This window comes from Pectobacterium aroidearum (assembly GCF_041228105.1).
GTDB classification, from domain to species: Bacteria; Pseudomonadota; Gammaproteobacteria; order Enterobacterales; family Enterobacteriaceae; genus Pectobacterium; species Pectobacterium aroidearum.
The window spans coordinates 1751197-1768905 of record NZ_CP166097.1; the positions used below are offsets into that span (position 1 = coordinate 1751197).

Annotated in this window: 13 protein-coding genes; 3 read left to right on the forward strand and 10 right to left on the reverse strand. The window is 47.1% G+C overall.

The annotated features are described in order from the left end of the window. Positions 1-68: 68 nt before the first annotated feature. Positions 69-1022 (reverse strand): hypothetical protein, encoded by a 954-nt coding sequence (locus tag AB8809_RS07970; RefSeq protein ID WP_349855660.1) that lies wholly within the window; start codon positions 1020-1022, stop codon positions 69-71. A 3-nt stretch (positions 1023-1025) separates the two neighbouring features. Next, positions 1026-1646, reverse strand: coding sequence for a TauD/TfdA family dioxygenase (locus tag AB8809_RS07975; RefSeq protein WP_349855659.1), 621 nt, complete (start codon positions 1644-1646; stop codon positions 1026-1028). Positions 1647-2137: 491 nt separating this feature from the next. Here AB8809_RS07975 and AB8809_RS07980 point away from each other — a divergent pair, with 491 nt between their 5' ends. After that, positions 2138-3487, forward strand: a complete 1350-nt coding sequence (locus AB8809_RS07980; RefSeq protein WP_182099918.1) for a phospholipase D family protein — start codon at positions 2138-2140, stop codon at positions 3485-3487. Between the two features lie 188 nt (positions 3488-3675). Here the strand turns inward: AB8809_RS07980 and AB8809_RS07985 are convergent, their stop codons facing one another. Continuing rightward, positions 3676-4209 carry a DUF4238 domain-containing protein gene (locus tag AB8809_RS07985; protein WP_349855657.1) on the reverse strand — a complete coding sequence of 178 codons (534 nt, stop codon included), beginning with the start codon at positions 4207-4209 and terminating at the stop codon, positions 3676-3678. Positions 4210-4221: 12 nt separating this feature from the next. Between AB8809_RS07985 and AB8809_RS07990 the strand changes: the two genes are divergently transcribed. Next, a protein-coding gene (locus AB8809_RS07990; RefSeq protein WP_349855655.1) for an IS3 family transposase occupies positions 4222-5342 on the forward strand; the annotation gives its coding sequence in 2 pieces (ribosomal slippage) (positions 4222-4480 and positions 4480-5342; 1122 coding nt in all). Between the two features lie 109 nt (positions 5343-5451). Here the strand turns inward: AB8809_RS07990 and AB8809_RS07995 are convergent. The 6 genes from AB8809_RS07995 to AB8809_RS08020 all read right to left on the reverse strand — a co-directional run bounded on the left by AB8809_RS07995 (position 5452) and on the right by AB8809_RS08020 (position 15068). Then, positions 5452-9288 carry a DNA-binding protein gene (locus AB8809_RS07995; RefSeq protein ID WP_349856259.1) on the reverse strand — a complete coding sequence of 1279 codons (3837 nt, stop codon included), beginning with the start codon at positions 9286-9288 and terminating at the stop codon, positions 5452-5454. A 494-nt stretch (positions 9289-9782) separates the two neighbouring features. Further along, the gene (locus AB8809_RS08000) at positions 9783-11837 is read right to left on the reverse strand and encodes a hypothetical protein (protein ID WP_349856258.1); all 2055 of its coding nucleotides are present in this window, start codon (positions 11835-11837) and stop codon (positions 9783-9785) included. Positions 11838-11940: 103 nt separating this feature from the next. Beyond that, positions 11941-12858, reverse strand: a complete 918-nt coding sequence (locus tag AB8809_RS08005) for an aminotransferase class IV (protein ID WP_349856257.1) — start codon at positions 12856-12858, stop codon at positions 11941-11943. 22 nt (positions 12859-12880) lie between these two features. After that, on the reverse strand, positions 12881-13693 hold the full coding sequence (locus AB8809_RS08010) for an amino acid ABC transporter ATP-binding protein (RefSeq protein WP_349856256.1): 813 nt from the start codon (positions 13691-13693) through the stop codon (positions 12881-12883). Positions 13694-13716: 23 nt separating this feature from the next. Next, the gene (locus tag AB8809_RS08015) at positions 13717-14382 is read right to left on the reverse strand and encodes an amino acid ABC transporter permease (RefSeq protein WP_015840895.1); all 666 of its coding nucleotides are present in this window, start codon (positions 14380-14382) and stop codon (positions 13717-13719) included. A gap of 8 nt (positions 14383-14390) precedes the next feature. Then, positions 14391-15068, reverse strand: coding sequence for an amino acid ABC transporter permease (locus AB8809_RS08020; RefSeq protein WP_181844644.1), 678 nt, complete (start codon positions 15066-15068; stop codon positions 14391-14393). A 150-nt stretch (positions 15069-15218) separates the two neighbouring features. Here AB8809_RS08020 and AB8809_RS08025 point away from each other — a divergent pair, with 150 nt between their 5' ends. Further along, on the forward strand, positions 15219-16628 hold the full coding sequence (locus AB8809_RS08025; RefSeq protein WP_349856278.1) for an MmgE/PrpD family protein: 1410 nt from the start codon (positions 15219-15221) through the stop codon (positions 16626-16628). A 35-nt stretch (positions 16629-16663) separates the two neighbouring features. Here AB8809_RS08025 and AB8809_RS08030 read toward each other — a convergent pair whose 3' ends face one another. Continuing rightward, positions 16664-17497: a transporter substrate-binding domain-containing protein gene (locus tag AB8809_RS08030; RefSeq protein ID WP_015840892.1), complete on the reverse strand. Its 834-nt coding sequence runs from the start codon at positions 17495-17497 to the stop codon at positions 16664-16666. Positions 17498-17709: the final 212 nt, after the last annotated feature.

The window sequence follows — 17709 nt, forward strand, 5'->3', positions numbered from 1 at the left end:
AAATGATCCGCTTCGTGCCAACAGCGGAAGTAGCTAACAACAGTTTATGTGGAGAAGCTGTGAGCAGGTCAATCATTACTAAAGTGATAGTACCCATGATCCTCTGCATATGAGGCCATTGATTCATGATCATTCGGGTCAATTAATTCATAATACTCCTGAGGGGTATAATGTGTTCTGTTTGTGTAGTGATCTGCTACCCCGGCCGCAGCTAATTGAGCATAACCATTTAGTTTCAATCCACAAGCTGGACATGAAAATACAGTTGGAATTACTGATCGCCTAGTTATTATCTCTGTCCCTTTGTTTTCCACTTGCTCTTTCCCATATTCATTCCCATGAACTGTAGCAGTACAAGAACATGCTGGACATTTCACCTTGTGATGCTTTTTATGAGAAAGATCTTCGCCTTGCTTTTCAGCGATTATCTTTATTGCCTCTTTCTCTTCCAATGATTTATCATTAAAAACTTTCTCATAAGCATTGATTTGAGTTATTACATGTTTTTTGACCTGTTTATCAAGTTCAGTAATAATTTCATGAGCCGCTTTTGCTTCATCTTCACCAAACAGCTCTTCTAGGTTTTTATCTTGCGCTTGTGATAACACTCTACAACATTTATAAAATGCCCCAATCCATTGTTGAGGTTTATATTCAACAAAAGCGGCGGTGCCTGAGTGAACCTCTTCATTTCTACGTCCGGCCAAAGCCAAAGCTATCGTGATCTCCTCCTCATTGAAATCTGGAATCAAATCTTTGCAAAGTTTCAATACCTGAGATGTAGATATAGACTTAGCCTGCGAGATATTCGCGTTAAGACCTAAAGCTGCAAGGAGATTTTTTTGATCTTTATCAGGCTCAGCAAGTAAGCACGGACTAAAGTGTGAGATAGTTGACCGTGAAAGTAACTCAAGCCCCATTGCGCACCATAGCCCAAAAATCTCTGAATCTCTGTCATCATTAAATGCTCTTTGAAAATAAACCTTACTTTTTGACCACAATGAATCATTATCCCAACTCATTTTTCACCTCACGTAAGCTCTAAATATTTTTCGGATTTCATGCTTGTTCTCGACCTTACTCCTTCCATGAAGCATGTTCCAGTTATTAAGAACCAAAGCATTTGAACCCGACCAATTAAAATTAATTAAATTCATTCCTCGGATTACCTCATGAAATATCTCTATAAACTTCCTACCTTGTTCGTTTGCGGGTGTCATTATATTCGGGTCGAATCTGAATCCATTTCCTAATGGAGAAGAAAATTTTAAACCTCGATAGTTTACACTTTCATATGTATGAACTTTAAATATAGCATCATTAATGATTTTCTTTTCGCTTTCAGAGAAAGCGTCTACTATATCTCTCCACGACAAGATGGTTGTTGATGTTGCGCTAGCCTCGGGTGACCACATTATTAAAAATCTTGCTGGTATTGCCCAAAAGGCAGTATCGGTGTGTAATGGGAATTCGGCAAAACCGAAATTTTGACTGAAAGAACCTGTTTTGGCATTAACACCGTCATTTGCTATAATCACATCGTATACTTCGCCATTAGGGTGAGGAATTATTTCACCTAAACTCTTAGCCAACGATAGAAAGCTCTCTACTGAATCGCATTCTTCTACAATATTATATTTATTCATATAAAAACACATAGTGATAGACGTTAAAAAAACGATATATGTTATAAAATTCACCAGTTTGACACTCTAATTGCGATTATCCATCCTATCATGGTTATAAAACAGGTCAACATTCTATCAGTGTGGTATTACTTTCAGCGTTGCGATAAAGAGATTTAGTATTTTCTATCTTAAACATCCGACGCCAGCTCCTCACTCATAGCCGCTCTGGCCTGCTCCCAGTTGATTAGATAGAATGCCCATAGCTATGTCCGCTCCTCGCTCTCAGCAGACTTTCAGCGTCACGTACTTGTCTGCTGTGTGCCAGGAGCAGACGATCCTAACATCACAGCGTATTTATTATCTGGGGAACAGATCATACTTTTAAACTTAGATAGTTATGCCCGCATCCATTCCAAGATAAACTCGACAATGCTTATAACAGAGCAGTTTGTTTATCAACCAACCGCAAAAAGTGTGTTGCTTAATTTGATTAACCGTTGAGGATTAAAATGAAATTGGTTGCAAATGGTTTAAATAAGCAGTTTTTTAGGTCTCTGTTACCCCCTTCGGGAACTGAGTTGGACGGGGTTGTTGCAGCAATTGCGTATGGTGATGACAGAACTGAGCTGTTACAACATTGTATAAATAACAAATATCGATTAGATATTTGGATGCGCTATGACCATACAGTGCCTGTTTCACCTGGTTTCTTATCTAAATTGTTGAGTAGTGCAAAAAATAATGTTTTTTGCAAATTAGTACCAGATTCATTACATAGTAAGATTATTTGGTGGAAAGGCTACGGCGCTTACATTGGCTCTGCAAACCTTACAGATCGAGCATGGAATAGTAATATTGAAGCTGGTGTTTTTTTTAGTGAAAGTGATTTATTTAATTCAGGAATGGTTGAACAACTGACAGAATTTTTTGATAACCTTGAGTCTTTAGATGTCTGTTTTGATTTAAATGAGACAATCATTGAAGAACAAAAATCATTTCTTGGGCTTAACAAGAAGAGAAGGAAAGAAGAAAATGAAAGAGTTACTAAAAGAAGTATTCCAGTTTGGGAAGGTGTGAGTTTTTCTGATGACAGAAAATCGAAAGACAAGATAAAAGATAGTTTCAGAAAAGAATGGGAGAGTACTCTTTCAACAATTAAACATATTGCCTCTCAGATCAAAGATTTTAGACCAATCTGGATTGACGTAGATACACCAGTTTTTTGGCAAGTGGACCAATTTTTACATGCTTATTATTACAATCAAGTTAAACAGCACAACAATACCTATCCTTACGAAGAGTACTACCAGGCCAACTGCAAAGATCCTCAATCGGCTCTAATGTCAATGCTGTCTTGGTGGATAGAATTACCAGCACCGCCATCGAATGAAGCTTATAATTTACAAGTGTATGCTCCACTTATTCGGCGATGTCTACAACGTGAACATATCCATTCCCTAAAGAAAGACGATTTACAGGGAATATTGCGTGCAACTCATGCGACGATGGATCACCTCATAAAAATGAGTACAGAGTCATTGGGAAAACCGAATCAAAAATCTTTGTCACGAGAAGAGCGTGTACCTTTATTCGCTGAGTGGTTAATCAACCAACGCAACCTTAATGGTCAGACTATACTCGAACTACTCGATTTTGTTTTGTATGGTGGTAAAGCTGAAAATATGTGGGAGAGAATATATCTTGCTGGTAAGCATGAGGATTATAAATTTGCTCATTATGGTATTAACTCAATTGCTGAAGTTGCTGGTTGGGCGAAGCCAGAAGATACTCCACCCAGAAATGGTCGAACGAATAAGGCTCTAAGAGCCCTAGGTTACCCAGTAAAGATTAATATATAACCTATGCCCAAAATAATTCGAGTTGTGGGTAGGCGGCAAGAGAGTTTATCCCCAGGAGCTTACTTGAGTAAGTGACTGGGGTAAGTAAGCGTAGCCAACACCCCTAAGGGTTTCTTGAAAATATTATAATGTATTTGGTTGTGTTAGCTAACCTGTTGATTGAATTAAATGTCTCCAGGGCTATAAATTCATCTGGGGTACTTAATTGTTTTTTCATGGTCATCAAGTATGAAAAAATGGTCGTTATTAGAAAAACATTTTTCATTCGATGCATTCATAATAATTGTATTAAAATTAGCGACTTCATTTATTGATGCCTGATGTAGGTTAGGTAATTTTATTTCTTTGCTGCCAAAAAGAAATGTGTTTTTATTTAAGGGAGTTAATATCATTGTCCCGGTCGACCCTAAGCCAAATGTGTGCAATTTATTATGAGCTAAAATAAGAGGTGCATCACTTGTAATAGCATTGAAAGGGGCAAGTGTTTTTATAAGTGAAAATTGGAATAAAGAAAAATAGTATGCAGCAACTTTAATTTGCTTAAGCTCGTATTCTATAATGTCGTCTTTAATGTAATTTGTTGCCGAGGTGTTTAACACTATGCCATTTTTATCATAATCATCCTTCATCGACTCTGCTACTCTTTGTGCATGTCTCAAAGGTTGACCTGCTCCCCATTGATTAACACACGACGATGTTAGTAATGTCTTCATCAGCAACATGAGGACAACCCCATGAAGAAGCGTTTTTCCGACGAACAGATCATCAATATTCTTCGCGAAGCCGAGGCGGGTGTTTCCGCCCGCGAACTTTGCCGTAAGCACGCCATCTCCGACGCCACGTTTTATACGTGGCGTAAGAAGTTTGGTGGCATGGAAGTACCTGAAATAAAAAGGCTTAAGTCACTTGAAGAAGAGAACGCCCGCCTCAAGAAGCTGCTCGCCGAAGCCATGCTGGATAAAGAGGCACTACAGGTGGCTCTGGGCCGAAAGTACTGACGACAGACCAGAAGCGGGAAGCCGTGACAGTGATGTGCAAAGCAATAGGTCTGTCGCAACGGCGTGCCTGCAGGCTGACAGGTTTGTCTCTGTCGACCTGCCGTTATGATGCGCACCGCCCGGCTACTGATGCGTATCTGTCTGCACGTATCACCGAACTGGCAATGGAACGCCGACGTTTCGGTTACCGGCGTATCTGGCAGCTTCTGCGTCGTGAAGGCCTTTGCGTTAACCACAAACGGGTCTACCGCATTTATCATCTCAATGGCCTGGGCGTAAAACGCAGACGGCGCCGTAAGGGGCTGGCAACTGAGCGGCTTCCGCTGTTGCGTCCGGCAGGTCCCAACCTGACGTGGTCAATGGATTTTGTCATGGATGCGCTGGCCAGTGGTCGCCGGATTAAATGCCTGACCTGCGTTGATGATTTCACGAAGGAGTGTCTGACGATCAGCGTTGCTTTCGGGATTACAGGCGTTCAGGTATCACGCATTCTGGACAGCGTTGCGCTGTTTCGTGGCTATCCGGCGACGATAAGAACAGATCAGGGGCCTGAGTTTACCTGCCGTGCGCTGGATCAGTGGGCCTTTGAACATAATGTTGAGCTGCGGCTTATTCAGCCGGGCAAGCCGACACAGAATGGCTTTATCGAGAGTTTTAATGGTCGTTTTCGCGATGAATGCCTGAATGAGCACTGGTTCCACGATGTTGTTCATGCAAAAGAAATTATAAGCGCATGGCGGCAGGACTATAACGAATGTCGGCCTCATTCTTCGTTGAATTATCAGACCCCTTCAGAGTTTGCAGCGGGATGGCGAAACGGAGAATACGGGAGTAAATCAACCGACATTACTAACTGATTATTGTGTTTAATACTGGGGGCAGGTCAATATTGGGAGTTTAAGTTCATAAACAGATTAACAAAATCAGGCAGAAACCTGTCGGTCTCGGCCTGAAGAGGCTAAATCGCTAGTTTTCAACATCCAGGCCGGGTCCGATAGCGACTGAGAATTTTCCATCCTCACGCTCTTGGAAATCTTTGATAATACGTACTGCCTGCAGATGCTCAAGGATTAATATCACGCGGTCCCTGTTTGCAACAGAAATTGTCGCTTTGGTTCGATTGATGAATATATTTCTCAATTCATCTTCACCCAACTGATGACAAAGCCCGGCTAGTTGATGCTTATTCAGTCCTGTCACAATAAATCGTGTGAATAGCATTACCTTGAATTCTTCATTGCTGGTACTGTTAAATACCAGCAGCAGGACATCATTAGGTAAATTGAGATCGGTGATATCAGACTCAATGAAATAATCAATAAATAGCGACACCAGATCCGCTTTCTCTTGCACAGTAAAGAGCGCGTAGACCATGACTTTTGTGAGCATGACTTTAAAGAAGTGCTCATCTTTTTCTTTTCTGAGATAGAACTCGGGTTGCGCAATAAATTCGCTTTTATTCTGACTGAACCAATAGACTAGGGCATCCCTAATATTTTCATCCTGAACCATGTATTGAGCCACAATTTTTTCATACACTGTTGCCTCGAGTGGCAGTTTCAACATGGCTATCAAGGTGCAGAAGTTACGCGCGCTAAGCTGTTCATCAATTTCCTGCGTGTTAATCTCAAGCGGTGCAACCAGGCTCTGATAAGCCTGCTCATCCAGCTCATCATTGCAGATAATTTTCATATACAGCATGTCATAGCGGTCGCTGTCATAGACTTCAGGGGATGACTGGCCGAATGCAGACGCATGCTTTGTTACATACGCAGTCAGTGTCTCCATGTTGCAGTCTTCACAGATATAATCTAATAGGACTCCCCATTCCGGTGCGACTCGGTCATAACGGTAGAACAGATCGTGATAGGAGAGCGTTAGCTGGCCTTCGTTAAATTCTGCTTTGGCCGATACACCGGACAGATCTGTAAAAACGAAGGTCATTTTTCTAACAATTTCGCCTTTTAAAGTGTCGCTTAGAGAGGTGCGGGTTAGAACGTAGCGGATACAGCCAGCATCCTCAGCGGAGGAGATAAACACATCCCTTACGAATATATCGATGTTTTGACTGAAGTAATCAGAAACCGCACTGAGTTTATGCTCATAGGCAAGCGTCCAGGGTTTCCTTTCCGCCTCTTCAGGCGTTATGTTTTCAATAAGACACGAAACAGCAATGCCAACATTATGTCGGGTTAACTGATAAAGACTGTTTTGCACAATAAACTGCACACAATACCGCTCTGTTGGCGTCAGCGGTTCAAACAACTCGTCATAGCATATGTCCGCTTGTTGTACATGACACATGAATTCTTCCTGATTTTCCTCGGTGAGCTGAGAAATAACGCGGCTACCCAGCGAATGAATTAGCTGAAGGTATTGCAATTTATCTAGCGCATGCTCAGGAGATACGCAGGATATGACACTGATCGCAATATCGTTGGAGTATTTATCACTGGGTTGGCCAACGAGAACGGCAATCATTTTGTCAAGATAACCATTTTTTTGCAGTGCGATAACGGTTAATTTATTGAAAGTTTCGGGTTCGCCAAATCGGTTATAAAGTTCGGAAAAAACTGCAAGGATATGTTCATCAGACTTGCTGAATAGCGAAGCGATCATACTCGGCAGATGTTCATTCGTGTTATCAATCAAATGAGTCATTAGTTGATGATGAAGTGCGCCATCAGCATAAATACGGTTATGTTCAACCAGTTCACTGATGACTCTTTCCTCATCATCGATAAAATATTCACCGTTTGAGGTTGCACAGTCCAGATCCTGACCGACGGCTTTCAGGAAGTCGTTATCATTTACGGTCATCGATCCTTCATGGAAAATAGAGCGGTATACCATAAAGTCCTGCATCACCAGACCATCAGACAGCAGCAGATACAAGGCATCTAACCCACCATTGCGCATATCAGTGCACAAAGCATGGAGCTGCTGCTCAGAGACGAAGTCATGATTATTCATCTCCTCAAGATATACCTGTGCAATTTCTGCAAATTTCTTACGCCCAATGTTCGTCGTAAGTTCTCGCAGTGAAATTGCGTTTCTTAATTTTATTGATTCTTTAATTTTCTTTGTTTTTATTTGTAATTCTCTGAACGCTGAGTTTTTATCTTTACCCAATATAGACTTTCTTTTTAGATATTCTTGTTTTAATTTTTCTCTTAATATTCTATCAAAGAGTGAAAATTTGTTTTCGTTGTAATGAGAGTAACCAATATAAATATCCTCGCCGAGTGATAAGAAATCCAAAAATTCCTTTTCACCTTCAATTAAACTCGAAGTTGAAACATTATTAAAACTACCGCGCCCATACACTGTTGCAAAAAATACACGATCCCAGAGTATTTTCGGCAGATATCTACATACGATATCCTCTCTAATTCCCCTATCATCATACATTGGCTCATGATTAAGATGTTCTATTTCAGACTGTAAAATACCTAGTTTTTTTTCCAAAGAGTCAAAATGATTACGGTGAAGTTCGCGGGTACGATAGTCGCGAATAAAAGAATATAAAACCCCTGTTTTCTTATCGGTAAGAAAATAGTCTAAGGCATAGATATTTTTATAAAATACGAGCGATAACAGCTTAATTTTATCTTTGCCGTTATCAACAATATTGCTGAATACATGGTACTCATTGACCAAATTCTGCAGGCTTCGCATATCGTTTATATATGCCGAAATATCTTTCAGATATTTATCGTTATGCGTATCAAACGACATCTTTCTCTTTAATAAAGTAAACGCATTCCTACTATCCATAAATGGAATAATGGGAAGGATAAAATCAAAGAATTTAGTTCTGGCATCAGCGCCCCAAAATAAGTCGTCTCTTACCGCATAAACAAATCTGACCGGGTTGCCATCAACAATATTGTTATTAACTATTTTGTTAATTTCGCGCAATTTAACGAAAATCTCAGGCGTTCCTAGTCTGTCAAGATCTTCAAAGATTACCACCTTATATTCCAGTCTGGTGAAAAAATACACTATCTCATCAAGGCAGTTATTCAATAAGGACGGTGTTTCTTGGTTGCTTGCCTCAACATCTCCGCTTAAAAGGGCGATCTTGCTGAGCTTAATTTTCTTATCAAAAATACCTATTCGAGATGCGCTGGCAGTTACAAAGTACAGCGCCGTAAAGGCCAGAAAAACTAATGCAATTCCTTTTATAATGTAGTGTGTATTAAACACCTCCGTCCAGGAAGGTGGGAGGCTTAGAAACTCAGAAATCATTTTGAAATAGATAATAAATGCGGCAACTGCGATGGGCGCAATGACTTTAAGTAAGGCCCAATAGGTTCCTCTGACATAGTGTGGGCCCCTGTTGATTATTCTGTCTATCCTTGAGTCGGGAAGCTTCTCTCTATTCTCTTTATAAAGAATTTGTTGCAGGATACTGAGTTCAACCTCTTGGTGAGTCGGGCTGACGGTTGTTTCATTTTCAGTCATATCAAATCCCGCAAGAGATACATTGATGTATTTATCATCGCAGTGATATTTCATAAATGATGAAATAACCGTACTTTTTCCTGCGCCGTAGCTCCCTGTAATGGCAATGTTTCTCACATCTTTCTGAGACAAGGCGTATTTCAGGGCAACGAAATACTCTCGCATACTTGCATCATTGATGGTTTTTGGTGCTAAAGTGTCATAGTGATCGCCTGACTCTCCTTCCGTCAAACCCAGCCGCTGCTCTGCGCATTGTACCTGATCCTTTGCCTGGTGCTTAACCAGCCATGCTTCCGTCTTCCTGCACAGGCTTATTGCCCAGCTCAACACCCTCATTCAGCGACTCCATTTTGCCAATACCCGATATGATAAGCGGAAATTCCCAACTGTATTTAGTGACATTCAGAATAATCTTAATGGCTATATCGTAGCGTTTCAACACGATGAAAACATGTTCTTTTTTAATTTATTCGTGCGCAATTCACATTTGAGATGTATGAGAAGGCCTCTCTGAGGATTGTGACATTGCCTTAGCCATCTGCTTTCCGGATAGATTTAGAAAAGTCCGCACCTCGCCAAAGCAGACAATCCCAAACGAGCTCTTAAACCTGAGGCGTCGCTGAATAATACCGCTGGACGGCCTATAAACCCCGGCGACTCAATTTCCCCGAGCAGACGTCGGGGCTTATCGTTATTCCGGTGAGTGAGTAATGGAAAGCAACTGCCTCCCTATAACCTCACTCAATGCGGTGCCACTTTCGAAAGGATATGAATCACCCGCACACCCGTGCAGAATCATAGATTACTGAGCGTTTCTCCTGTGTGGGATATCAGCGTTCATATTCCCATTTCGGAATCACGCAGCCTTTAGGGCCGGGGGCGGTTTGTTTTCCGTTCTCATCGAAACGGGTTTCACAGCCGGTGGTTAGTCTGCCGTCTTTCCAGACTCCGCTGCTTTTGACTTTGCCATCGGGGTAATAACAGGCGCTTTCGCCCTGGCGCAGCGCGCCCTGATAATCTTTGTACTCTTTGCCATTGACCACCAACGGCTTGAAACCCTGCGCGCGACTAATGCATTGCATCTGGCCGTTAGGGTAATAGCTGATTTGGGTGTAGCTGTCATCGGTGCCGATACGCGTTTCATCCTGACGCTGACCGTTCGCATACCAGGTATTATTGGTTTGCTGGCGGTTGAACAGATAATCGGTTTCGGTGAGGGGCGTGCCGTCAGGGTTGAAGGTTTGCTGCTTGCCGCAGTAGCCACGACCGCTCATCGACAGAGGGCAGTAATTACGTTCGGTAATTTTGACGCCAGTGGCGGTAAATTCCTGCATCAGTCCGACTTCATAACCGTGGTCAAGGGTTGATATGGACTTCGGTTTTCCGTCAGGGAAATTATAGATATACAGGCCGTCGAGTTCACCATTGCGGTAGCCGCGATCGGCGCGCAGAGTTGTGCCATCGTCATAATATTCGATTTCACGGCCCTCCAGTTTGCCCATGGCATAGTCAGCCTGATACACCATTTTTCCGGCAGCGTTGAACTTCTGGTACACGCCGTGAGGAAGATTATCTTTATAATGAATGAGTTGTGTCAGACGGCCTTGCTTATCACTCCAGCGCAGTTCTCCCTGCTTTACGCCAGCGATCAGTTCGACCTGCTGGATCTCGCCGTCAGCCGTCTTGAGTTTCCACATCCCGTTAGCCACGCCTTTCACAAACGGGCCTTCGCCGTTTTCGGTGATCCACATGCCTTCAGGCTGATCATCAACATAATCGCCCTTCGAGCGCAGCACACTCGCCAGACGGCGCTCGCTGGGGCCATGACGCTGGCCATTGAGGTAAGTATCGAAGCCACTTAGCTCTGGTGTATTGCCATCCATGCCGTCGGCGATCTCCCAGCGGCCTTCACGTTCATCGTTTTTCATCAATCCCGTTGCCGTTTCTTGCCCATCGCTGATGGTCCACTGGCCTTGCTGTTGTCCCGCTACATAGCTACCTGAACTGGCGAAGTTCTCGCCGACGGTGGTCCATTTTCCGTCAGGAACGCCATGTAGGAAAAAACCTTTTACTAAGCCATATTGCGGCGAGTAATAGACATAAGGCCCATTCTCGCTGCCGCTGAATTTAGCCGGGTCAGCTTGCCAACTGATGGCTGTCGCGCGAAATCCGGGCGTTGCGCTGTCTTCCACGCGACGGAAGGTTACGGTAAGAAATAAACCGTCTTTTTCCGCGAAGGTTTTTTTATAGGCGTAGACGTTGTCTGCTGGCTGCTTCGCAGCATGAGACGGTGTGCCATCGTCAAGATACCAGCCGACAACGTCGCCCTGAGTAAAGTCGATGTTATCGAAATCGTGATTATCGAGCTTAGGGTACTGCGCGCTGTAGTCATAAGGCGGAAGCTTGGCGAGGGCGCGTTTTATCGACGTTGAATTGAGATCCTTATTTTCGCGAACCAGCTTGTCCAGAACTGGCTGTAAACTCAGCACCGGAATATAGCTGCCGTCTTCAATGTAACGCCAGCCGCGCAGGGCGAACTTGCCGTGGCTTTTACTCAACACCAGCGTGATTTGACCAGCCTGGTCCACGTCGGCATAAAATACGGATTCGATGGTGGAATCGGGGAAGGTACCGAGCAGGTGGGGAAGGTGATCTGCACTATGTTCCTCTTCGCTACAGAAGCAATAATAGCCTTTGACCACCTGGTTTTCCTGAATGAAAACCAGAAGGGCGCTGTTGTCGCGTGCGCCCGAAATAATCGGATGCGCCAGCGTTTTACCCGCGTAAAAAGGGGGGGCGGTGTCGTCTGGGGCAGCGATAGCCGTGCTGACCCCTATGACCATATTCAGTAATAGGATGCCAAACAGTAACTTTACGGCTTTCATTCCCTGACCTGCTCTTCTGAAAAAGTGGCGCTTAGGTTACATGAAATGTTTCTGACGGTTAATATTTCGTTGAATCAATTCGTTGTTGAACGTAGCGCCTCAATCACTGCGCGTGCAAATACGCCTCATACCAGCGGCTGAGCTGCTCGGTTACTGGGCGGTGTTCGGCGTTAAACGGGCGACCGTCCAGCGCTTTTACCGGGGTGATGCCTGCCAGCGTGCCAGTGACAAAGGCTTCATCAGCGGTAAGGGCTTCTGCCAATGTAAAATCCTGAGCCTTGACCTTCAGTCCATTGGCCTCTGCAAGGTTGATAATGGTCTGGCGGGTAATGCCGTTGAAACAGTAGCGGCCTGATGACGTCCACAGTTCACCGCGGCGGACGATAAAAAAGTTGGTGGAATTACAGCTGGCGACAAAACCGTGTGGATCCAGCATCAGTGCCTCATCGGCACCGGCCTGCAACGCCTGTAGCAGCGCCTGAATAAGATTGAGCCGACTGTGCGAATTCAGCCGCAGATCGAAGACGTCTGGCGTACTGGTGCGGTAGGTGGAGGTAAACAGCGTCAGGCCACGCTTTTTCGCCGCGGTATCGACGACCTTATACTCCGCCACGCACACGATGGTGGCGCCGCCGATAATAAAGCGGGGATCCTGATTTGGCGTATGCTTTTTCCCTCGGGTAATCATCAGACGAATATGCGCGCCATCGGTCATGCCGTTGATGGCGAGTGTTTTATGGAGAATATCAGTCAGCGCTTCCCGGCTATGGCCGATATCCAGTTGGATCGCGGCAGCGCCGTCAAACAGGCGATCGAGATGGGCATCCAGCGCAATCAGGCGACCATTAACCAGACGCAAGCCTTCCCATACGCCGTCGCCGCACACGTAGCCGGAATCAAAAATCGACACCACCGCGTTGTCGCGATGAACAAATTCCCCATTCACATACACCTGTACGTCGCGGTTACGCGGATCTTGCAAATAAGCCTGACTGCTTTGGCTGGATAAGGTGGGTTGCATCGTGCTGTTCCTGAATGATGAGTTAAAAGGCGCGCTCGGCAAAGCGGGCGAGAAAGGCTTGGGTACGGGGTTGCTGCGGATTTTTGAGCACCTGCTCGGCGCTGCCCATTTCGTGGATCACGCCATTTTCGATAAAGATAACGCGGTCGGCGAAGTGATAGGCGAATCCCAGTTCATGGGTGACTAACAGCAGGGTACGGCCTTCCTCCGCGAGCGCGTGGATGGTGTGCAGCACTTCGCCCACCAATTCTGGATCCAGTGACGATGTGGGTTCATCGAACAGCATGACTTCCGGTGACATCGCCAGCGCACGGGCAATTGCCACCCGCTGCTGCTGACCGCCGGATAGGCTACCGGGGCGCGCGTCTTGCTTGTTGCTCAGCCCGACCTTTTCCAACTGGGCTTTGGCGATGATATCCGCGTCATGTCGCGGCATTTTCTTCACCGACACCAGCGCTTCACGCACGTTTTCCAGCACGGTCAGATGGGGAAACAGGTTGAATTGCTGAAACACCATGCCCACGCGTTCCCGCACGGCGCACAGTTGCTTTTCGGGATAATCACGCTGGCCTTGCGAATTGGTTTTTCCCAGAACCACGCCATCGAGTTCGATGGTGCCGGCGCTGGGGATCTCCATAAAATTCAGGCAGCGTAGCAGGGTGCTTTTTCCCGATCCGCTGCCGCCGATGATGGCAATTTTTTCGCCACGGCGTACATCCAGATCGATCCCCTTTAAGACCTCAACGGCACCAAAGCGTTTCTGAAGCCCGCGAATGCGCAGGACGATATCTTCATTCAAAGTACTGTTTTCATTCAAGGTAATAGTTTCACTCATAGCAATCCTGTGGCGCTGTCAGACTAGGGGGTTGAACGGAAACGACGTTCAAGTCGTGCGGCAAGGTAACTCCCCGGCCAGATCAAAATGAAATAGAGCAGCGCGACCACCGTCAGGATTTCCAGCGGACGATAATAGGTGCTGCTCAGCAGCCGGCCTTGGTACATCAGTTCGTTGACGGCCAATATGGAAGCCAGTGAGGTCACCTTGGCCAGTTCGATCATCCGGTTGGTGAGGGCGGGCAGCATATTGCGTAACACCTGTGGCAGAACCACGCGGCGCAGGATCACGGCCTGCCGCATGCCCAGCGCTTTTGCGCCTTCCCACTGTCCGTGATCGATGGATTGCAGCCCCGCGCGGAAAATTTCCGTACAGTACGCCGCGCTATACAGCGTCAGAGCCAGCGCCGCGGCGGCAAAGGTGCTGAACTGTATGCCGACCAGAACCGGAAAAGCGTAATAAAACCAGATCAGTTGGATCAGGACGGGCGTATTACGGAAGATTTCGACAAAGACTCTGGCGGGCAGTGACAGCCAGCGTTTGCCAAATACGCGAAAAAGACCGAAAACCAGCCCTAGCACGGTTCCCAACACACCGGCCAGCAGCCAGAGTTCGAGTGTGACGCCGAGGCCTTTCAGCAGCACGGGAAGGTTGTCCCAGACCAGCGAGAAATCCCATTGATAGTGCATGATGTTCCTTACGCGAGCCGACGGTCTGCCAGCGACAGCCGTTTCTCAATATGTTGACTGAACAGGCTAATCAGCAGCAGCAGGGTGAAATACATCACCGCCACCAGACTGTAGACTTCCAGCGGTCGGTAGGTTTGGCTGTTTATCTGCATCGCCTGATAAAGCAGCTCGCTGTAGGCCAGAGAGGACGCCAGTGATGTCGATTTGATGAGTTCAAACGAGCGCTCAATGAAGGGGGGAATCATCCGGCGTAACGCCTGCGGCAGAATAACCCGACGCAATGCGGTCGATTTCGGCATACCCAGCGCTTTGGCCCCTTCCCATTGCCCCGCGTGAATCGAGGAAATCGCACCACGGTACACTTCTGCATAAAAGGCACCGGACTGTGCGGACAACGCGATCACGGCGGCGGTGAAAGGCGAAAACGTTAACGGCGTAATGACGGGCAGGGCGTAGTAAATCCAGAAGAAGTGCACCAGCGCGGGCGTATTACGATAAAAGCCAATCAGCATCGCGGCGGGCAGGCGCAAGAGCCGCCGGGGCGACATTTTCATGGCGGCAAGCACCATGCCAGCCACCATCCCGATCAGGATGCTGGTGGCACCGATCTTTATCGTTCCCCATAGCCCCTCCAACAGCAACTGGTGGTAAGGCCAGATGGCGGAAAAATCCCACTGATAAGACATAAAATAGCGCCCCTGGAAACAACGTAATTAGGAAATACATTTCTTATTTTGTTAGAACCGATGCATCTTAGCAGGTCGAAAAAATGATAAATAAATAATAAAACGTGGTGCTAATATTCCTTTTATTTATAAAAGAATGGCGGTATGCCGATGTCTCACGCTGCTGAACTCCCTCTGACGTTGCGCCTCGCGACCTTTGCCCACCGATTGACGATTCAGGACATTCCCGCTGCGTTAAGAAGAAAAATCGTGCTGCATTTTATCGACAGTCTGGGCTGCGGCATTGCCGGTGCAGGTAGCCAGGTGGTGCAAGACTGCGCCCGCGTTGCTCGCCTGCACTATGCGGCAGGCAACAGCCCGATATTGGACGGTGGCGCACCGCTGGGTGCCATTGGAGCGGCGTTTTTGAATGCGGCAGCGATCAATGCGCTGGATTACGATGATGGCTATGAGGTTGCCGGACGCGGTATGGGACACCCCGGCGCTTCGCTGGTTGCCGCCGCATTGGCGGCAGTCGGTGCACGTCCGATCGACGGCAAAACGCTGATCTGCGCGCTGGCCGCCGCGTATGAAATCAATGGCCGGATCATTCAGTCTCAGCAACCGAATCCGGCGCGTTTTCAGCAGGTCTATGGCGTGTGCCAACATGAATCGATCGGGGCGGCGGTGGCCTACGGTTTACTCACGGAGTGTGACGCCACAGGGTTAGAGAACGCTATCGGTCTGGCGGCGTCGCTGACGCCGTTGCCCAGCTTGCACAAATACAACTGGCAGCAGCGGCCGCTGGTGTCTTTTAAGGATTACAACGCGCCTGCGGCGGAAGCCGGCGTCCGTGGGGTAGAGCTACATCGCGGCGGGATTATTGGGCCACGGGATGTGCTGTCCGGCGAGCAGGGTTTCTGGCGCATGATGGGATCTGACCGCTTTGATGAAGCGGCATTGATTGCTGACTTGGGAGAGGAGTGGGCGATCCAGCACGCCAGTTTCAAGGCCTATCCGGCTTGTCGCTGGATACATACCGCATTGGAATCCTTCGAACGCATGCAGCATGAGTTGGCGCTGTCGCCGCAGGATATTCAGCAGATTCGGGTCAAAGGAAGCCAGAGGCTGGCCGCTGATTTTATGGATGCACGTCCGCAAAATGCGACAGATGCGCAGTTCAGCCTGCCGTTTACGCTGGCGTGTCTGGCCTACCGCATTCCGCGCCATCACTGGAGTGCGGACGATACGTTAACCAATCCGGAACTTCTGGCGTTGGCCGATAAGGTTCACGTTGAGGTTTCTCCCGAACTTGACCAGCTGATGGCGCAGGCACGTCGGCCAGTGCTGCAGGTTGATGTCGTCACGCGGGGAAGTGTTGTGAGTGGTGAGCGCATTGCGTTTCCCCTCGGCTGTGCAGAACACCCGCTGGCGGAAAGCCGCATCATGGCGAAATTTGCGGAGAATCTCTCGTCCCGACTTGCCCCAACAACGGTTGCGGAGGCAACGGCGGCGTTATCCGAACTGGAGCAATGCCCAGATGTCGCCGCGCTGCTGACCCCGCTAATGCAGATGTCCTGAATCCGTTCAGGACTGTCGCTTTAACCGCTTCGGGCTTATTTCCAGTCTTCTTTAATGACCGATGGCACTTTGCTGACGTCTACGCCGCGCAGTTTGAGCGCCTGCTCATAGTAGTGCTGCGTTTTACCGGACTTATACAGCTTGGCAAACTCGTCATTCAGGAAGTTATGGAAGGTCTGATCGGCTTCTTTACGGATTGCCCCGCTCGTGCTGACCTCAATAATCGGCTTCGGCAGAATCAGATTGCCCTTGCCGACTTTAGCCTGTTGCAGCGCCAGCGCAGGGTGGAAATAGGACAGCGCATCGACCCGGCCAGCGTAGAACGCGGCTACGCCTTCATCCATATTAGGGAAACGCACCAGTTGCGCTTTTGGCAGACGTTTGGTCAGAATCAGGTCGGGGCTGGAGCCCAGTGTGACGCCGATTTTAACATCTTCCCGATTGAGATCGTCCCAGTTGGTGACGGCGATGCCATCGCGAATCAACACGCCTTGTGCATACCAAAAGAAGGGCTGCTCAGGAAAATCGACCGCTTTTTTCCGCTCTTCCGTTGGGTCGAGCACTAACATGGTATCGATCTGACCAGTCTGTAAGGCCGCGATGGCGTTGCCCCAGGTGGTTTCCACCGTCACCAGTTTTACCCCAAGATCGTTTGCCAGCTCTTTGCCGATGTTATAGCCGATGCCGTCCCATTCTCCGGTTGACGGATTTTTAAAATACCAGGGCTCGCCCTGTGCCACACCGATGCGTAACTCACCGGTTTGTTTGATGTGTTGCCATGTCGAGGTTTGTGTGTCGGCGGCCTGACTGAAAAAGGAGGCGCTAATCAGCGTGATCGCCATGAATACCTGGTGAAGTGAACGTTTCATTATAGTTACCTTGATGATTGAGTTTTAATCGAGGCGATATATTTCGCTCATGCAGAGTAGCGAAATACTTATAATGAAATTAGTTTTTTTCGTCTTATCTCATTCCAGATAAATATAAGAATAGCGCGGAAGAAAAACCGCGTTGGTACGCGGCCTGTCTCGCTACAGGGCGTGGCGTCTGGAGTTGTTCCATTTACCCCGTCATGTAGCCG